The 18,288-nt window shown below is 65.2% G+C and carries 16 protein-coding genes; 4 read left to right on the plus strand and 12 right to left on the minus strand.

Annotated elements, in window-relative coordinates; genetic code table 11:
- Window positions 1-2 precede the first annotated feature (2 nt).
- From PSEEN_RS08030 to PSEEN_RS26845, 3 genes are all read left to right on the plus strand, one after another.
- On the plus strand, window positions 3-290 hold the full coding sequence (locus PSEEN_RS08030) for a DUF5629 family protein (protein WP_044487867.1): 288 nt from the start codon (window positions 3-5) through the stop codon (window positions 288-290).
- Complete coding sequence (locus PSEEN_RS08035) at window positions 256-1,383, plus strand: lactonase family protein (protein ID WP_193383912.1); 1,128 nt, start codon at window positions 256-258, stop codon at window positions 1,381-1,383. The genes PSEEN_RS08030 and PSEEN_RS08035 overlap by 35 nt, the downstream gene beginning before the upstream one ends.
- 292 nt (window positions 1,384-1,675) lie before the next feature.
- Complete coding sequence (locus tag PSEEN_RS26845; RefSeq protein WP_011532977.1) at window positions 1,676-1,852, plus strand: hypothetical protein; 177 nt, start codon at window positions 1,676-1,678, stop codon at window positions 1,850-1,852.
- 157 nt (window positions 1,853-2,009) lie between these two features.
- Here the strand turns inward: PSEEN_RS26845 and PSEEN_RS08040 are convergent, their stop codons facing one another.
- The 3 genes from PSEEN_RS08040 to PSEEN_RS08050 are packed head-to-tail and all read right to left on the minus strand — an operon-like array spanning window position 2,010 to window position 7,479.
- On the minus strand, window positions 2,010-2,603 hold the full coding sequence (locus PSEEN_RS08040) for a glutathione S-transferase (RefSeq protein WP_044488704.1): 594 nt from the start codon (window positions 2,601-2,603) through the stop codon (window positions 2,010-2,012).
- Window positions 2,600-6,244, minus strand: coding sequence for an AAA family ATPase (locus PSEEN_RS08045; RefSeq protein WP_011532979.1), 3,645 nt, complete (start codon window positions 6,242-6,244; stop codon window positions 2,600-2,602). Before PSEEN_RS08045 ends, PSEEN_RS08040 begins: the two co-directional genes overlap by 4 nt.
- Window positions 6,241-7,479: an exonuclease SbcCD subunit D C-terminal domain-containing protein gene (locus tag PSEEN_RS08050; RefSeq protein ID WP_011532980.1), complete on the minus strand. Its 1,239-nt coding sequence runs from the start codon at window positions 7,477-7,479 to the stop codon at window positions 6,241-6,243. Before PSEEN_RS08050 ends, PSEEN_RS08045 begins: the two co-directional genes overlap by 4 nt.
- 321 nt (window positions 7,480-7,800) lie before the next feature.
- On the opposite strand from PSEEN_RS08050, the gene PSEEN_RS08055 reads away from it, so the two are divergent.
- Window positions 7,801-8,220 (plus strand): DUF2628 domain-containing protein, encoded by a 420-nt coding sequence (locus tag PSEEN_RS08055; protein ID WP_011532981.1) that lies wholly within the window; start codon window positions 7,801-7,803, stop codon window positions 8,218-8,220.
- A gap of 71 nt (window positions 8,221-8,291) precedes the next feature.
- On the opposite strand, the gene PSEEN_RS08060 is transcribed toward PSEEN_RS08055, so the two are convergent.
- The 9 genes from PSEEN_RS08060 to PSEEN_RS08095 all read right to left on the minus strand — a co-directional run bounded on the left by PSEEN_RS08060 (window position 8,292) and on the right by PSEEN_RS08095 (window position 18,255).
- Window positions 8,292-9,917, minus strand: a complete 1,626-nt coding sequence (locus tag PSEEN_RS08060) for a BatD family protein (RefSeq protein WP_011532982.1) — start codon at window positions 9,915-9,917, stop codon at window positions 8,292-8,294.
- Complete coding sequence (locus PSEEN_RS08065; protein ID WP_011532983.1) at window positions 9,914-11,632, minus strand: vWA domain-containing protein; 1,719 nt, start codon at window positions 11,630-11,632, stop codon at window positions 9,914-9,916. The genes PSEEN_RS08060 and PSEEN_RS08065 overlap by 4 nt, the downstream gene beginning before the upstream one ends.
- Window positions 11,629-12,705: a vWA domain-containing protein gene (locus PSEEN_RS08070; RefSeq protein WP_011532984.1), complete on the minus strand. Its 1,077-nt coding sequence runs from the start codon at window positions 12,703-12,705 to the stop codon at window positions 11,629-11,631. Before PSEEN_RS08070 ends, PSEEN_RS08065 begins: the two co-directional genes overlap by 4 nt.
- Complete coding sequence (locus tag PSEEN_RS08075) at window positions 12,698-13,192, minus strand: DUF4381 domain-containing protein (protein ID WP_011532985.1); 495 nt, start codon at window positions 13,190-13,192, stop codon at window positions 12,698-12,700. The genes PSEEN_RS08070 and PSEEN_RS08075 overlap by 8 nt, the downstream gene beginning before the upstream one ends.
- On the minus strand, window positions 13,189-14,133 hold the full coding sequence (locus PSEEN_RS08080; protein WP_011532986.1) for a DUF58 domain-containing protein: 945 nt from the start codon (window positions 14,131-14,133) through the stop codon (window positions 13,189-13,191). The genes PSEEN_RS08075 and PSEEN_RS08080 overlap by 4 nt, the downstream gene beginning before the upstream one ends.
- Window positions 14,134-14,138: 5 nt before the next feature.
- Window positions 14,139-15,098: an AAA family ATPase gene (locus PSEEN_RS08085; protein WP_011532987.1), complete on the minus strand. Its 960-nt coding sequence runs from the start codon at window positions 15,096-15,098 to the stop codon at window positions 14,139-14,141.
- 351 nt (window positions 15,099-15,449) lie between these two features.
- A complete protein-coding gene (locus tag PSEEN_RS08090; RefSeq protein WP_158020234.1) occupies window positions 15,450-15,830 on the minus strand; it encodes a hypothetical protein in 381 nt (126 codons plus the stop codon).
- Between the two features lie 145 nt (window positions 15,831-15,975).
- The gene (locus tag PSEEN_RS26010) at window positions 15,976-16,272 is read right to left on the minus strand and encodes an Imm53 family immunity protein (protein WP_011532989.1); all 297 of its coding nucleotides are present in this window, start codon (window positions 16,270-16,272) and stop codon (window positions 15,976-15,978) included.
- A 654-nt stretch (window positions 16,273-16,926) separates the two neighbouring features.
- Window positions 16,927-18,255, minus strand: a complete 1,329-nt coding sequence (locus tag PSEEN_RS08095) for an MFS transporter (RefSeq protein ID WP_011532991.1) — start codon at window positions 18,253-18,255, stop codon at window positions 16,927-16,929.
- Window positions 18,256-18,288 lie beyond the last annotated feature (33 nt).

Below are 18,288 nucleotides of genomic sequence, written 5' to 3' on the forward strand. Positions count from 1 at the left end.
CCATGACCCTCGCCACCGCCCTCGAATCCTGCGACATGCTCCTGATCGACGGCCTGCACGCCTTCGACTTCAACTTTGACGAAACCGGCCTGACCATCGAATGCATGGACGGTCGCCAGCTGCGCCGCTGGACCTTCACCCCCGAGCAGGTCACCGCCGCCACCGGTGCGGGCGAGGACTGGACCCTCAGCAGTGCCGACGGTGAGCATCGTCTAGTCTGTATGAGTGCCTTTCGCGCCCCGGATGAAGAAGACGATGAACAGGAAATGGACGCACCTGCTGACCGCTAGCCTGATGACCTTGGCAATTGAAGCCCACGCAGCGGTTCTGCTGGTGGGCAGCTATACCGATGGCGGCAGCCAGGGGATCTATCGCTACGACTTTGATGAGCGCAGTGGCCAGATCGCCAGTCAGCCACGGCAAGTGGTCAAGAGCGTCAGCCCCTCATGGCTGGTGCTGTCTGCCGACCAGCGCCTGCTGTTCGCGGTCAACGAAACGCCGCAGGGCCATGTCAGCAGCTTCTCGTTGAGCAAGGCGGGCGAGATCAAACCGCTGAACCAGGTGCCCAGCCAGGGCGATGAACCGACCCACGCCAGCCTCAGCCACGACCAGCGCTACCTGTTTGTCGCCAACTACGCCGTTGCCCCCGACCCGGGTGGCAGCCTGGTGGTGATCCCGGTGGCCAAGGACGGCAAGCTCAAGCCGGCAGTGCAGCAGGAACGGCACAAGCCCAGTGGCGTGAACCCCGAACGCCAGGCCGGTGCCCATGTGCATTCTCTGGTGTCGTCACCCGATGGCCGTCACCTCTACGCCTGCGATCTGGGCGCGGACAAGGTGTTCATCTACCGCTACGATGGCGCCAGCCCCGAGCATCCGCTGAGCCCGGCGATCCCGGCCTCGGTCAGCTTGCCCCCAGGCAGTGGGCCTCGGCACCTGCTGTTCGATGCCAAGGGGCGGCATGCCTACCTGACCCTGGAGATGAGCGCCGAAGTGGTGGTGTTCGATGTACAGGAGGGTGCCTTGGTCGAGCGTCAGCGCCTGCCGCTGACCGAGCGCAAGGATGTTGCGGCCAAGGCCGCTGGCGGCTTGCACCTGTCGGCCGATGGCCGTTTTCTCTATGTGAGCAACCGCGGTACGGCCAACGAGATCGTGGTGTATGCCGTGGGCAAGGACGATGGCCTGCTCAGTGTTTTGCAGCATCGTTCGGTGGAGGGTGACCACCCCCGTGAGTTCGCTCTGGACCCCAGCGGCAACTATCTGCTGGTGGCCAATCAGAAGAGCGGCCGGATCGTCGTCATGCACCGAGACCCGCGTAGCGGCAAGCTCGGCGACACCGTGCAGACATTCACCCAGCCCGCGCCTTCGGATCTCAAGTTCCTGTAGGAGCGGCTTCAGCCGCGAAGAAATCAACGCGGTGTCAGGCACCGGCTTCGCCGGTGTTCGCGGCTAAAGCCGCTCCTACAGAGGCCGCCAGCGCTGCACGACCTGTAGGAGCCGGCTTTGCCGGCGAATAGGCCGGAACAGCCAAGCCCTGTGCAGTGTCGTCCCAATTATCAATGGCCGTGATAATCGCTACTGCCGCAATGAATTTCTGTGGGCGAGCCCATCGGCGTAAGTTTTGACCCAAGGCCCCGACGGGCCCCTGTCAAACCACCTGATGTCGAGGACCGCCCCCATGAACTTCAATCTCTTCCCGGTCATTGCCGCCTCCGCCATTTCCGCTTCTGTCGTATTGCCAGCCCACGCCCAGATGGAGTCGAGTGGCAAGGTGTCGAGCACCCACAGCTACACCCAGAAGTACCTGCAACAGAGCGCGCACTTCCATGCCGCCCTGAGCAAACACTCCAATTGAATGTGTAAAGGCATTGGTAATAGCACAAAGCCATGTGATTTAATTTGACGCTATATTTTTGACTCGCCAAAGGGGCAGATCATGATGTGGCGTATCACGGCGGTAGTGCTGTTGTTGATGTCCGCGCCAATCCTGGCGCTTTGAGCAACAAGCTGTCTCACTTGGCCATCACGGCCTTGAACAGCGCTGACGCCAGCCAGCCCTGCAACCAGCTCCGCAGCCGCGGATAAGCCGCCTCGACGAACCATTCGGGTTCGACCCCGGCAAACTGGCGCATCAAGGGCAACAGGGCGGCATCGGCCAGGCTCGGATGGTCGGCGAGCAGATAGGGGCGGCCATCGAGCATCCCTTCCAGCTCCGCCAGCCACGGTTCAGCCTGCTGTCGGTAATGTTCCCGCGTGTGTTCGGGGTAGCGCTCGGCATACTTGTACAGATTCACCTGCGCCTTGAACGTGCTGTCGTTGCGTGCGATCAGGGTGTCGGCCTGGCGCGCCGCCGCCGGATCGGCCTGCAGGCGCCAGTCCTCAGGGTCATGCCGATCAAGCGCCCAGCGCATGATGTCCAGGCTTTCCTCCAGTACGCCATCCCCGGTATCGAGCACCGGCACCGTGCCCTTGGGCGACAGCGCCAGCAGTTCGGGCGGCTTCTCTTTCATCTTCACTTCCTGCACCCGAACTTCGCATCCGGCATAGCGCAGGGCCAGGCGCGCGCGCATGGCCCAGGGGCAGCGGCGGAATGAGTAGAGAATCACCCGCATACCTCCACGTCGCTCAGGCCGTTGCCCTGGCGGCGCACCTGGATCTGCACCGGGATACGCTCGTGCATCTCCTGCACGTGGGAAATCACCGCCACCTTGCGCCCCTGGGCCTGCAGGCCGTCAAGGGCGTCCATGGCCAGTTGCAGCGACTCAGGGTCGAGGCTGCCGAAGCCTTCGTCGATGAACAGCGACTCGATGCGCAGGGTACTCGAGGCCATCGACGCCAGGCCCAGGGCCAGGGCCAGCGAGACCAGGAAGGTTTCGCCGCCGGACAGCGAGTGCACCGAACGCAGCTCGTCGCCCATCTCGGTGTCCAGCACCAGCAGGCCCAGGGCGCTTCCGCCGCGCTTGAGGCGATAACGTTTCGCCAACTGGCGCAGCTGGCTGTTGGCGTGGTGCAGCAGCAGGTCGAGGTTGTAGCCCTGGGCGATCTTGCGGAACACATCGCCCGAGGCCGAGCCGATCAATGCGTTCAGGCGTGCCCAGCGTTGCCACTGGCGATAGGCCTGGTCGATCTGTTCGGCCAGCGCCTGGTGGGCCTGTTGTCGGCGTTGGTCGTCAGCCTGCCGGGCACGCAACTCGGCGCAGTGTTGTTCCTGGGCCGCCAGCTGCTGTTGGAGCTCGGCGAGCGCCTGCTCCAGCGTTTCAACCGGCAAGTCGGCTTGCGCCTGGGTGGCGTGCTGCTGCAGACGTTGTTCGCGCTCCTGCAACAGCACGCGGCCTTGCTCGATGGCTTTTTCCGCGCCTTGCAGGCGTTGACGCAGTTCGCCCAGTTGAGCGTCGTCGATGGCCAGCAGGCGATCGAGGCCAGCGTCGTCCAGCTCGGGGTGCTCGCCGCGCCATTGGGCGATTTCACCCTGCAGGTGCTGGTGCTCCTGCTCCAGCGCTTGCTGGCGCTGGTGGTTGGCCTTCAATTCACCGGTTAGTTCCAGGTTCTGGGTGCGCAATGCCTGGAGGTGCTGTGCGGTGTCCGCTTCGGTGGCGCGGGCCTGCTCCAGCTGCGTGTCCATGTGCTTTTGCCAGGCTTCGGCAGTGGGTTGCTCGCCCAGCAGTTCGCCCAGCGTGGTACGTGCCAGCTGGTGTTGTTCATCCAGGGCGGTGAGCTTGTGTTGCAGCTGCTGCAGGTTGTGCTGGCGGTTCTGCTGTTGATCGCGCAGCTTGTCCAGCTGGCCCTGACGGGCCTGCTGTTCTTCCTGTTCGTCCTTGCGCTGGTCGAGCTGTTGTCGGCGCAGGGCGATCTGCTGGTCCAGGCCGAGGAAGGCATTGGCCGGGTCGTCGCGCAGGGCCTGGAGGATGTCCTGAGGCAGCACGCTGGCGAGGTCGATCAGGCTTTGCTCAAGCTGCTGCTCGTCAGTGGCCAGGGCCTGGTGTTGCTGCTCGAGGTGGCGCTGTGCTTGCTGCTGGGCGTCGTTGGCAGCCTGCAGTTGCTGGTTGAGGCGCGCCGCATCCTTCTGCAGGGCGAGCAGGGCACCCTGGCGTTTCTCGTCGCGGTTGATCTCTTCGTCCAGGCGGCGCAACTGGCCATCGAGCCAGGCACTGCGGGCCTTGTCGTCCTGCGGGGCGAGGGCGGGCCATAGCACGTGGTCCTGGACCTGCTCGACCACAGGTTGCAGCTGCTCGCCCAATTGCACCTGTTGCTGCTGATAGTCCTTGAGCTGAGCGTTGACCACGCCCAGCTGGGTGCGCAGTTCCACCAGCGTGGCGCCGAGTTGTTCTACACGCTTGTGCGCGGCGTCCTCTTCGGCCTGGTCATGGCGGCCAAGGCTGTGCAGCAGGGCTTCGGGTTGATGGAACGGGTGCTCGGCGCTGCCGCAGACCGGGCAGGGTTCGCCATCACGCAACTGGGCGCGCAGTTCCTCGACGCTGGTGTTGCGGGCCAGGCGCTGGCGTTCCAGCAACTGGCGGGTGAGGGTCAGGGCCTGTTCGCCCGCTTCCAGCTCGGCCTTGGCGGCGGTGCCTTCGGTGATCAGCTGCTGGCGTTGCTGCATGGCCTGTTGCTGACGTTCACGCAGCGCGGCGATACCCTGGCGCAGTTCCAGCTCGCGACCATGCAGGCGCGCGACTTCCTCGACGGTGCGTTGTTGCTTGCGATTTTCCTGGAGCATGTTGCCCAGCAAGTCGATCTGCTCGGCCAGCGCCTGGGGCTCGGCCCCGGCTTCACGGAACAGCAGCTCGAACGTGTCGCGTTGGGTTTGCAACTGGGCATTGGCCTGGCTGGCCAGCGCTTGCAGGCCGGGCAGTTCTTCACGGCCTTTGGCCAGGCGCCCGCCGACCAGCATCACTTGCTTGAGCTGTGGCAGATACGCCTGCCAGGCGTCGGCCAGGCTGCCCAGGTGCTCGCTCTCGACCAGAGCGGCGTCGATCTGCGCCAGTTGCTGCTGGCTGCGTTGCTGATTGTCTTCAAGCAGTTGCAGCTGTTGCTGGCTTTCACCGACGGCCTGCTCGGCGTGCTGGCAGGCCTCGCGTTGCTCGACCAGTTCCTTGTCGAGGCGGGCCAGGTCGCTCTGGGCGGTGAAGGCCTGGCGCAGGCGCGGGGCGTTTTCGCTGTGCTGTGCCTGGTGCTGGGCCAAGGCCTGGCGCGCAGCTTCCAGTGCCTGCTCCTGCTCGCCGGTGCGGGCTTGCAGTGCGTTTTGCTGGTGCTGCTGCTGATCGATCTCCGTCAGCAGGGGGTTCAATTGCGCGGCCAGGGTCTGCTGGCGGTGGAACTGGTGGCGTTGCGGGGCCAGGCGTTCCAGGCGTTGCAGGTCCAGGCGCTGCTCGGCCAGTTGCTGCCAATCATGCTCGGCGCCTTGCAGTGCTTTGCCAGCCTCAGTGTGCTGGGCCTGCAGACGGCGCTGCTCATCAAGCCAGGTGCGTTGCTGTTCCAGTTGACGCTGGCGCGCCTGGTCGGCCTTGAACTGCTGCAGGGCCTGTTCCAGTTGCTGGTCGAGGGCCGCGCGGGCTTCGCTTTCCATTGGCAGCAGGTGTTCGGCCTGCTTTTTCAGGTCGTTATGCACTTCGCCGGTTTCCCGGGTCTTGCTGAACGCGCGTTGGCCGAGGCGGGTGTAGATCGCGGTGTTGGTGAGCTTTTCCAGTAGCTCGCTGCGCTCCTTGTCATCTGCTTTGAGGAACGCGCCGAACTCGCTCTGGGCCAGCATCACCGCGCGGGTGAACTGCTCGAAGTTCAGCCCCAGGCGTGCCTCGACCAGCTGCTTGTACTCGTTCTTGCCGCTGCCCAGCAGTTGTTCGCTGTCCAGGTCATAAAGGCTCTGACGGCTGTTCTGCAGCTTGCCGTTGGCTTTCTCGCGGGCCCGGTTGGCTTCCCAGCGTGCGCGGTAGCGGCAGCCATCGATGCCAACGAAGTCCACCTCGGCGAAGCCGCTGCCGGCGCCGCGACGCAGCAGGTTGCGCGGGTCGGAAGTGGGAATTTCACCGTCGGCATCGGGTACCTTGGCTTCCCGGGCGATGTCATTGAGCCGTGGCACGGTACCGAACAGGGCCAGGCATAGGGCATCAAGCAGGGTGCTCTTGCCAGCGCCGGTGGGGCCGGTGATGGCGAACAGACCGGCACTGGCCAGGGGTTCGGCGGTGAAATCGATTTCGACCGGGCCAGCCAGCGAGGCCAGGTTCTTCAGGCGAATGGCGAGAATCTTCATGGCTGCTCCTCCTCATGCAGGACGTCTTGCAGCAGTTCGGCGAAGTCGGCCAGGGCCTGCTCGTCGGCGGCACTGCCGTAGGCTTGCTCCCAGGCGCGGCCGAACAGGTCCTGCGGGGTCATCTGGGCCAGTTCGACGAAGGCTTGCTCGTCATCTTCAGCACGGCCGCTGCCGGCATACTCGGCGCTGATGCGCACCAGGCGCACGGCCTTGCCTTGCAATGCGCCTTCGATCTGCTGGCGCAGGTCGGGCTGCGGCTCGTCCAGGCGCACGCGCACCTCCAGCCAGGGCTGGCGGTTGGGGTCTTCGAGCAGGTCGATCACCGGCAGGTCGGCCAGTTGTTCGAGCAGTTCACCCAACGGCGCCGGGCCGACCCGTCGCAGCGCCACGGCGCGTGGCACCGGGCGCGCCTCGACGCTGACCAGTTCACTGCCGTCCAGCTCCACTTCGAGCACCTGGTGCGGGTAGTTGATCTCGGCGAACGACAGTGGGATCGGCGCTCCGCTGTAGCGGATACGCTCCTCGCGGTTGACCTTCTGCGGCTTGTGCAGGTGGCCGAGGGCGACATAGCTGATGGCCTTGTCGAACAGACGCGCCGGCAGCGCTTCGGCGTTGCCGATGATCAGGCTGCGCTCGGAGTCCTCCGAAATGCTGCCGCCGGCCATGTGCGCGTGGCTGATGGCGACCAGCGCCTGATCCTTCTTGCGTTTCGCCTGCGCAGCGGCGATCAGTTGCTCGTGCACCTGGGTGATGCCTTGCAGGTAATCGTCGCCCAGCGCGGGGCCGGTCACTTCGGCGGGGCGCAGGAAGGGCAGGGCCAGGCACCAGGCGCCGACCTTGCCGCGGGCGTTGGTCAGCGGAATCAGCAGCCGTTCGGTGTCCAGCTGGCCCTCGTCGAGCCAGTGCACCCGGCCCAGGGCATGGGTACGCAGGCGCCGCATCAGGGGCGCCGGCAGTTCGATGCGTGAACCGGAGTCGTGGTTGCCGGCGATCATCACGATATCCAGCTTGGGCTGTTGCTCGTGGGCCTGGACGATGAAGTCGTACAGCCGTTCCTGGGCTTTGACCGGTGGGTTGACGGTGTCGAAGATGTCGCCGGCGATCAGCAGCGCGTCGGGCTGGCGCAGGCGCAGCTGGCCAAGCAGCCAGTCGAGGAAGCAGGCGTGTTCGAAGTCGCGTTCCTGGCCGTGCAGGCTCTGGCCCAGGTGCCAGTCGGAGGTGTGAAACAGACGCATGGGTGACCTGTAGGTTGTCGAGTCGGGCGGTCTCGGAAGGGCGGCTATGGTAACCCAACTCGCGCCTTTGGATCGGTCTCCCCACGCTTGGCTTGTCCAGTTTTTACCCTAGTGTTTTAATATTTTGAAACAAGGATGTTTTATGAAGCCCTCGCAGTCCCTTCCTTCCGCCATTTCGCCATTGCCTTCCCGGACCTTGTCGTCCGAGGCCTGCGCGTGGGCGACGGAAAAGTGCTTCACCTTCCACGTGAATGGCGGCACGGATGCAACCGCACGCGGCATTCGGCTGATAGCCCTACTGAAAGTCCTTAAGGAACGATTATGGAAAGTATTCCCCAGACCCAAGCCGACCTGACCCGCTACAAGCCGAAGTGGCAGGAGCGCTTCGCCTTCTTCGCCCAGCACGGTGGCCCGCTGAGCCCGACGTTCAAGGCGGCGTTCAAGGCCTTGCCGATGGGCAAGCGCCTGCTGATCAACATGAACTTCATCGCGTTCTTCTTCGGGCCGATCTACCTGTTCGTCCTCGGCTTGTGGAAGAAGAACCTGGCGCTGCTGGGGATCTCCCTGGCCGTGGGCCTGGTGCTGGGCTTCTATGAAGGGTTCACCGGGACAGAACTGCCCCGTGCCGTGGACACGGGCGTGAACTGTGGCCTGGCAGCGCTGTGGGCCACGGTGACCAACTATGCCTACTACCTCAAAGAGGTGAAAGGCCAGCAAGGTTGGAACCCGTTCGAGAAGTAATACCGTCGGGTCGCTCGCGTCCCGGCCGCGTCGTCGACAACAGATGACGGGGCCGGGACAGGCGCCACGCCTTATTTCGGATACAGCGGTGGCAGGTTTCCGCTTTCTGCCGACGGTGTCTGTACCTGCTCGGCGGGCGGGATAGTCCCGATTGCCCGCCACAGTTCATCCCCGTGCCAGTACTGGCCGCTCTCGCTGTACAAAGCCCCATTCAAACCATCCAGCGCATCCGACAACGGCACGAACCGCGCCGCCATCTCGGCCAGGGTCTCCGGCTGCTGGCGCGCCCAGGCATCCAGGGCCTGGCGCGTGGCCTGTGGATCGTTGGCCTGGCAGGCGCGCTTGAGGTCGTCGAGCAGGGTCCGTGGGCTGGGGCCGCTTTGCGCCGCGCGCAATACCGCCGGTTGCGAGCGGGCGCGCCACCACAGGGCAAAACCGAGCAGGGTGGTCAGGGCCAGGACCAGCGTGGCCAGCTGCCACGGCCACAGCACGGCCGTGCGACCACCGCTGTCGCCGACCGGCGTGTCGGCGCTCAGGGCTGGGTTGTCCTGCACCTCCAGGGTGCGCGCTGGCAGGCTGCTGTGCTCCAGGTGGTCTTCGCGGGTGTTCCACCAAGTTACCTCCAGCGCCGGCAGGGCCAGCTGGCCACTGTGGGTCGGCACCAGCGCCTCGCGCTCCTCGCGATTGGCGACCATGCCGCGTTCGTCGATTTCGTTGCGCAGCAGGGGCTGGTCCGGGTAACGGCGCAGGCCCACGGTCTCGGTGGCTGGCAGCGGCGGCAGCTGGGTGCTCGACAGCCCCTCAACGCGCAGGGTGATGTTGCGGGTCAGTGAGTCGCCGATCTGCGTGGGCTGGCTGGCCGGGTCCGGGTTCCAGTGCTCTTCCAGGGTCAGGCTGCGCGCCGGAAGCCACGGGCGGTCGCTGGGGTAGCTGGCCGGGATCGGCTTGACCGTCAGGCGCAGCGGCAACGAGTTGACCTGGACCTGGCGCCCCACCCGCGGCGTGCCGGCCGTCTGCTCGCCGTTGTCGGCCGCGGTGGCGGTGAAGCTCAGTGGCGGGATCTCGACGGTACCGCTTTGCTGCGGGTAGATCGCGTAGCGGGTTTCGATCACGCCGTGGCGCACGCCGTTGATCTCTTTCTCGTAGGTACGCGACTCGCCCAGGGGGTCGACCTTGGCGTTTTCCAGCTGCAACGGGCTGAGGCTGCTGTCGTCGTACAGCGCCACCGAATGGTAGATGCGCAGGGTGAGCACGGCCTGGGCCTGGACGTAGACAGTGTCGCTGTCCAGGGTCGCCTCGACGAACACCTGCGAAGCCACGTCCGGGCGCTGGCTGTCGGCCTGCTGCACCTGCAAATCGATAGGCTGGCTGTACGATTGGCCCAGCTGCAATTCAGGGATGCGCAGGCTGCCGCTGCGCCGGGGCAGCAGGGTAATGATCCAGCGCGTGCTGGCGCGGGTTTCGCCGTCGAGGCTGTGCAGGCTGTTGAGCTGGCGGGTGCCACGCACCTCGAAATCGGCATCGAGGGCGTGCAGGTCGGGCTTGCCGAACTGGGTGACGTCCTGGCTTTCGAGGGTCAGCTCGAAGGTTTCGCCGGCCTCCAGGCGTGTGCGGTCGACGCTGGCTTGCAGCATGGGGGCGGCCTGGGCCAGAAGGCTCCAGAGCAGGCTGAGGAAAAAGACGCCGAAGCGACTCATCGTGAGGGTTCCTGATGCAATTGCTGTTCGTACCAGAATTTGCGCCGCAGCAGCTCCGCCGGGTTGTCGGGAATCTCCCGCAGCCATTGTTCCAGGGCCTGGCGCTGTTCGGCGTCGAGGCTGCTGGACTGCGGCCGTTGGGGCGGCTGCGTGATGCTGTCGTCGTCGCCACCGGCCGTGGCGGGGGGCGCCTGGGTGTTGCCGTTGTTCTCGCCGGATTGCTGGGCCTGGGCCTGCTCGTCGCTGCCCGGTGTGCCCTGGGCCTGGCTGCTGGTCGAGCTGCTGTTGCCTTCACTGTCGGCATCCGGGGTGCCTTGTTCATCGGCGTTGGCCGGTTGTTCCTCGGCTTTGGCCTGCTGTTGCTGCAACAGTTGCTGGACCAGCGCCTGGTTGTCCAGGGCGGGTTTGAAGTCGGGCTGGCGCTCCAGCGCCTGTTCGTAGGCGTCCAGCGCCGCTTCCAGTTCGCCGGCCCGGGCCAGGGCATTGCCTCGATTGTAGTGGGCGGCCGCCGTGTTGCCTTTGGCAAAAGCGGCGGCGGCGCCTTCGAAGTCACCGGCTTGGTACAAAGCCATGCCGCGCCATTGCGAGTCTTCGAAATGGCGGGCGGCTTCGGCCGGTTGCTGGCGCTCCAGCAGGTGCTGCCCCTGCTGGTCGGGACGCAGCCACAGGTCGTTGAACTCGAAGGCCTGGCTCGGTTGCGGCAGGGCCAGCAACAGCGGCAGGCAGAATAGCCAGCCGCGGCGGCCGGCGCAGGCGGCGAGCAGCAACAGCGGCAGGAGCAACCAGTAGCCCTGGTCGGCCCAGCTGTCCAGTTGCACGGTCTGGCCGTCGTTGCGCAGCAGTCGTGGGTTGTCGAACAGGCCCAGGCCGCGCAGGTCGAGGTCGTCGATGCGCGCGTGGCGGTAGCGCCCGCCGGTGCCGTTGATGAAACCCTTGAGCGAGGCACTGTCCAGGCGCGGCAGGAGGATGCCGCCTTGATCGTCCTTGAGGTATTCGCCGTTGGCCTGGCGCACCGGCGCACCCTCGGCGCTGCCCACGCCCAGCATCAGCAGGCTCGGGCCCTGGCGCCCGAGGACTTGGCTGATGCCTTCGCGCTCTGGGTTGCTCAAGGAAGAACCGACCAGCAGCAGCCGGCCCTGGCCCAGGCCGCTCTGGGCCAGCAGCGCCAGGCCCTTCTGCACGGCTAGGTCGGCGCGTTGGCCGGGCTGCGGCATGATCGACGGGTCGATCGCCTCCAGCAGGTTGCGCGTGGTGCCCAGGTCGTCGGACAGCGGCACCAGGGTGTGGGCGGAGCCGGCGTAGACGATCAGCGCGGTCTGGCTGTCCTGGCGGTGCTCGAGCAGGTCGAGGATCTTGCGCCGGGCCTGCTCCAGGCGGTTGGGCGCGCTGTCCTCGGCAAGCATCTGCGGGGTCAGTTCGAGCAGGATCACCAGCGGGTCGGCCGGGCGCTGGCGGGTTTCCTCCAGGCGCTGCCAGCTCGGCCCGAGCAGGGCCAGCACGATCAGCAGCCAGGCCAGGCCCAGGGCGACCCACGGCAGTTTGCTGGTGCTGCCGCTGCCGCCCCCGAGCAATACGGCGTGGAACTGCGGCGGCAGGATCATCTGCCAGCGCCCGGCGCGCTTGCGCCGGTGCCAGAGCTTGAACAGCAGCCAGCCAAGCAGTGGGATCACCAGCAGCCAGAGCGGGCGCAGCCATTGCGGCCAGAGGTCGATCATCGCCGCCTCCTCAGGCGCAGGCGCTTGAGGCGCTGGCGCCATTCCGGGTGGGGCTGCAGGAAGCTGGGTTTGCGCAGCTGGCGCAGCAGCAGGTTGTCGGGCCATTGCACCGCCACCACCAGCAGCACGCTGAGCAGCAATGCCAGGCCCAGTGGCCAGGCATACAGCTCGGTGGCGGTGCGCGCCTGGGTGGGCTGCTGGGCCACCGGCTCGAGTTGGTCGAGGGTGTCGCCGATGGCGTTGAGCTCCGCACCGTCGTGGGCGCGGAAATAGGTGCCGTGGGTGATCCCGGCGATCTCCTTGAGCGAGGCTTCGTCCAGGTCCAGGCTCGGGTTCAGGCCGAGCAGGCCAGGGGTGCCGCTGGCCTCGGGGTTGGCGCCGATGCCGATGGTGTAGATGCGCACACCTTCCTGGGCGGCCAGGCGCGCGGCGGTCAGCGGGTGGATCTGCCCGCCGTTGTTGGCGCCGTCGGTGATCAGGATCAGCACCCGGCTCTGCGCCGGACGCTGGCGCAGGCGCTTGACCGCCAGGCCGATGGCGTCGCCGATGGCGGTGTTCTTGCCGGCGATGCCGATCTGCGCTTCGTCGAGGAAGGTGCGCACGGTGCGCCGGTCGAAGGTCAACGGCGCCTGCAGGTAGGCCTGGCTGCCGAACAGGATCAACCCGACCCGGTCGCCCTGGCGGTCTTGCAGGAAGTCGCCCATCAGCGCCTTGACCAGGTCCAGGCGGCTGATTTCGTCGCCCTGCCACTGCATGTCGGGGAAGTCCATGGAGCCGGACACGTCCACCGCCACCAGCAGGTCGCGGCCGCTGGCCGACACCGGCACCGGGTCGCCCAGCCATTGTGGGCGGGCGGCGGCCAGCAGCAGGAGCAGCCAGATCAGCACGAACGGCGCCTGCTGGCGCATCGTCGGCAGGTTCAGGCGCGCGCGGCGCCCGGCCAGGCCTTCGAGCTCGTCGAGAAAGCCCACCTTGAGCACCGGCTCGCCGCTGTCGGCGGCCGGCAGCAGCAGGCGCATCAGCCAGGGCAGCGGCAGCAGCGCGAAGATCCACGGCCAGGCCAGTTCAAACATGCTTGCGGATCCAGGTTTCGACCGCCTGGGCGAGCCCGGCGATGGCCTTGTCGTCGAGCTTGCACTCGGGCTTGTAGGCACCTTCGACCAGCACCATCCAGCGGGTCAGGCCGGCGGCCGGGCAGCGGTTGTCGAGGAATGCCAGCCACTGGCGCCCGTTCAGTGTGTGGCTGTTTGCACCGGGGTAGTGGATGCGGCACAGGCGCTTGAGCAGGGCGTTGATCTGCTGCAGCCAGGCGCCGGCCGGGGCCCCGTCGTAGGGGCGCGGCAGGCGTGCCAGTTCAGCCAGTGCCTCCACGCGCAGCGGGTCCAGCGGTTGTTCGGCGCGCACGATCTTGCGCTTGCCTGGGCGCCAGCGGCGCAGGCGCCATGCTCCCCAGCCCAGCAGTGGCAGCAGGGCGAGCAGCAGCCACCAACCCGGCGCCGGGGGCCAGAAGCCGACGGCGGGCGGGGCGATCAGCGGTTGCAGCTGATCCAGTGGGTTCATTTGGTGTTCCCCGGGCGCTGGGCGTTCAGGTACTCGCGCAGTTGCTCGATCATCTCGCTCTGGGTGCTCAGCGGCATCAGCACCACCCGCAGCTTCTGCGCCAGCAGCTCCCAGCGCTCGATGCGCGCCTCTGCCTGCTGACGGTAGGCCTGGCGCAGGTTGGCGTCCAGGGTGTCGAGCTCCAGCTGCGCGCTGCGCTGGGCGAAACGCAGCAGGCCGGCGGCGGGCAGGGCGTGGTCGAGCGGGTCGCTGACCGGCATCAGCAGCACGTCGCAGTGGCGCGACAGCATCGCCAGGTGCTGCTCGACGTTGGCGCTGAGGGCGCGCTCGTCGCAGATGACGATGGCCAGGCTGCCCGGGCGCAGCACCTCGCGCGCCCGGCGCAGGGCCAGGCCGAGGCTGTCGGGGTGCGGCAGCGCTTCGGTGTGCAGCGCCTGGTTGACCTTGGCCAGGCGGTTGAGCAACTGCAGCAGGCTCTGCTTGCTGCGACGCGGCTTGACCTCGTGGTGTTCGTTGTCGCCGAACACCAGCCCGCCGATACGGTCGTTGTGGCCCAGCGCGGCCCAGCCGAACAATGCGGCGGCCTGGGCGGCGAGCACCGACTTGAACAGCAGCCCTGAACCGAAGAACAGCCGCTGGCTCTGCTCGACCATGATGAAGATCGGCCGCTCGCGCTCTTCGTGGAACAGCTTGGTGTGGGGCTCCTGGGTGCGCGCGGTGACGCGCCAGTCGATGTTGCGCACATCGTCGCCGGCCTGGTAGACCCGCACCTGGTCGAAGTCCACCCCGCGCCCACGCAGCTTGGAGTGGTGCAGCCCCACCAGCGGGCTGCGCTGGCCGGGGCGGGAGAACAGCTGAATCTCGCGCACGCGGTGACGCATGTCGATCAGCTCGGACAGGCCGATGCGGATGCCGTGCTCGGCCAGGTGCGTGGTGGGCATGCCGGTCAGGCGACGGCCACGACGTCGAGGATGCGCTGGACCACCCGGTCCTGGTCGACCCCTGCGGCCTCGGCCTCGAACGAGAGGATGATGCGGTGGCGCAGCACGTCGAACAGCACCGCCTGGATGTCTTCAGGGCTGACGAAGTCGCGCCCGGCCAGCCAGGCGTGCGCCCGTGCGCAGCGGTCCAGGGCGATCGAGCCGCGCGGGCTGGCGCCGTAGGCGATCCAGTCGGCCAGTTCGCTGTCGAACTTGGCCGGGGTGCGGGTGGCCATCACCAGTTGCACCAGGTACTCCTCCACGGCGTCGGCCATGTACAGGCCGAGGATTTCCTTGCGCGCGGCGAAGATCGCCTGCTGGCTGACCCGGCGCTCGGGCTTCACCTCGCCACCCAGCGCCTCGCCCCGGGCTTGCAGGAGGATGCGCCGCTCTACCGCGGCGTCGGGGAAGCCGATTTTCACGTGCATGAGGAAGCGGTCGAGCTGGGCCTCGGGCAGCGGGTAGGTGCCTTCCTGCTCGATCGGGTTCTGCGTGGCCATCACCAGGAACAGCGGCGACAGCTCGTAGGTGCTGCGCCCGACGCTGACCTGGCGCTCGGCCATGGCCTCGAGCAGGGCGGACTGTACCTTGGCCGGCGCGCGGTTGATTTCGTCGGCCAGCACCAGGTTGTGGAAGATCGGCCCCTGCTGGAACACGAAGCTGCCGGTTTCCGGGCGGTAGATCTCGGTGCCGGTGATATCGGCGGGCAGCAGGTCGGGGGTGAACTGGATGCGATGGAACTGCGCCTCGATGCCTTCGGCGAGCTCTTTGATGGCCTTGGTCTTGGCCAGGCCCGGGGCGCCTTCGACCAGCATGTGGCCGTCGGCCAGGAGCACGATCAGCAGGCGCTCGACCAGTTTCTCCTGGCCGAGGATCTGGGAAGAGAGAAAGGTGCGCAGCGCGATCAGCGCCTCACGGTGTTCCATCGTCGACGGTTCCTGGGAATGAGCCGGCGCAAACGGGTGGAAGCGACTGCCGGGCAAGGGCTGATACTTTAATCCATCCGGGGGGGCGGGGACCAATGGAGGTTTGCAAAAATCGTGTAAAGCAGGGAGGCGGGGTGTGCTGAACGGGGGCGCAGTGGCTGACGGGTATTCGGCGATAGTCTTGCAGCGCCATGCAGATCAAGCACCGTCCGCACGGTGCATCGCGGATGAATCGGCTCCAATGTATGGGCTCGCCCCGCCGAGGCATCACCGTGCCGCAGTGGCGCTCCAGCTAAGCAAACGGTAGCGAGGGCGAGATCATGCTCATGGGGCGGCAGGTTTTGTCTCGATTCACTCCATAAGGGCTGAGCCCCGATCAAGATCCAATCCCAGCGCCTTACATTGCTCAGCCAAGGTTTTTCTGAGGTCACGCATGAACGCTATGTATACCGACTTGCTGATATCCATTAGCAATAGTTCCTTTTCTCCCCAAGGCCTCACCACCATGCGCTCGCGGTCATCGATTTTTATGAAACCTACGAAATCGCCATCGAAACTTTCTACGCCAATGGGTAGGTAGGAATTTCTTATGTCTGCCTCGATTTCCTGTGCGCGGACCTTTAGTTGGTCAGCTGCCCAGTGTATCGGCTCATTATGCTGAATTCGGTTGAATAGATCCTTGAGGGCACCTTCAAGAGCACCTGCCAGCATGAGTTGGTCATAGTCACCCACTGTCACATCTCCGAAGCTCAGGCTGCATTGTGTGAAGCATGCACTGCCGTCATCGGCTCTGAATGTGTCAAGCCTGGCTTTCAAGTTGAACATTTTTCTTGGGTTCGCATAGGTTGTGGTGCACGCATTTCGAAGGCGCCCTACGTCATTCATCTGGGTTTTTAGCGGTGTGAACCCAATTAACGGCAGCCTCCAGCAGCTCTTGCAGGTTTGGCGGGCCGCCATACGCGTTAAATGACGTGTCGTCTGCGTTGATGTTTATCCAGTCTGTTTCGTTTCTGTCAATGCGGGTATTTAGAATGCTTCTTTTGCTTGCGCCAGTGATTTTGATTTTCCAACCTGGATTGTCGATATTGGAAATTTCAACGCCAAATGAGTGCTCCCAGGTATCGTTGCATTGGCGGGCATACCAATCTTGCAGTGCTTCGATCAAGTCGTTCATTTGTGGGGTTGCTTGCCTATTGTGAGCACCAGGTGTTTATATGGTTTTTGATTTTTTCCAAGTCGTCTATGCCGTCTGTCAAGACGGTCTCCGTGCCATGCCCACATGACTCTGTGTAGGTGGAAAAATCGTGGGTACAGCCCTCGATTATTACACGTAGCGTTCGTTTTTTTATGATGTCTTTTGCTGAGGAGATTGGGTTGCCATCGAGGAAGGGTGTTCCATTGCTATACGTTGTTCTGTAGAGGGGGGTTGAAATTCGAGAGGTCCGCCCCTGCCTTGGTGATTGTCCTGAGGCATACGTCTGCAAGGCATTTATCCAAGTCTTCGTAGGTTTTTGGGTTGGTCAAAAATTCATTGTAGGTTTTTTCAATGTTCAGGGGCTTCTTGGCGATTTCTATGTCTGTGCATCCGCGTCTTGTACGCTTTATTCTGAGTTTTTAGGTTGGCATCATTGTGCCTGTCATCGGAGATGTTGATCCAAGCCAAGGAGTATAGCGCCATCCTCGCGCGGACAAGCCCGCTCCCGCAGGGATCGCGCACCGCAGCTGCAGGAGCCAGCTTTGCTGGCGAACCGGGTCCGACGCGGGACCGCGGTGTGGCCTTCGCCAGCAAGGCTGGCTCCTACGGGGAGCGGGGCTTCTGTAACGGGGCTCAGTTCTTCGACTTCGAATGCCGCCACCCTTGGTCAAAGCATGCGAACACCACTACCAGCACGCCGGCCACCGCCAGGATCAACGCCACTCCATCGGTGGAATGGGTCGCCGACCCTGCCACCAACGCCAGCCCACCCAGTGGCGCCAGGCCGCCGGCCACGGCGGTGCCGATCTCACGCCCGGTGCCGAACCCGGACGAGCGCGTCTGGGTCGGGAACTGCCGGCTGAGGAACGACCCCTGCGGGGCGAACATCATCGGCGCCAGGATCCCGGTGCCCACAGCGATGGCCAGGTAGATCATCATCGGCTCGCCGGTCGACAGCAGTTGCAGGAACGGGAACGCGAACAGCGCCGACAGCACCCCGCCCAGCATCAGCACGGTCTTGCTGCTCCACTTGTCGCACAGCCAGCCGAAGAACGGCACGGCGAAGATCGCCACCAGGCTGGCCAGGGTCACCGACAGCGAGGTGACATGGGCTTCGACGCCCTTGAACTGGGTCAGGTACGCCAGCGAGAAGGTCTTGAAGATGTAGCTCAGGGCGTTGTAGCCCACGGCCACGAAGAACACCACGGCCAGGCCCTTGAGGTCGTTCTTGAACAGCAGCTTCAGCGGCGACACCTGCGGCTTGTCGTCGGCCTTGTCCAGTTCCTTGAAGTCCGGGGTCTCGGGAATGCTCTTGCGCACCCACAACCCCACGGCCACCAGGACGATGCTGGCAATGAACGGGATGCGCCAGCCACCGGCGAGCAGGAACTCGTTGCCGTTCATGGTCAGCAGGTACACGGTCAGCGACGAGAGCAGCAGGCCCAGGTTCAGCCCCAGCGCCGGCCAGGCGCCCTGGCTGCCGCGCTTGCCTTCGCTGGCGTGCTCGTAGGAGGTCACCGCCGCGCCGGACAGCTCGGCGCCGGCGCCCAGGCCCTGGATGATGCGGATGATCACCAGCAGGATCGGCGCCCAGATACCGATGCTGGCGTAGCCCGGGATCAGCCCGATCAGTGCGGTGCACACCCCCATCATGCAGAAGGTGATCACCAGCACCTGCTTGCGCCCGAAACGGTCGCCCAGGTAGCCGAACAGCACGCCGCCGAAGGGGCGGGCGATGAAGCCGATGGCGAAGGTGGAGAACGCCAGTAGCGAGGCCACCGCCGGGTTGCTCGGGTCGAAGAAGATCTTCGAGAAGACGATCGCCGCCATGGTGGCGTAGAGGTAGAAGTCGTACCACTCCAGCATCGAGCCGAAGATGGTCGCCGCCGCCACCTTGCGCAGGCGCTTGCGTTGCTGTTCGGGCGTTTCGGTCGCGGCCAGGGCCGCCTCGTGTACCGACATCGAAGGTTTCCTTATTGTCTTTGTAGTTGTGGG

The organism is Pseudomonas entomophila L48, assembly GCF_000026105.1.
GTDB lineage: Bacteria > Pseudomonadota > Gammaproteobacteria > Pseudomonadales > Pseudomonadaceae > Aquipseudomonas > Aquipseudomonas entomophila.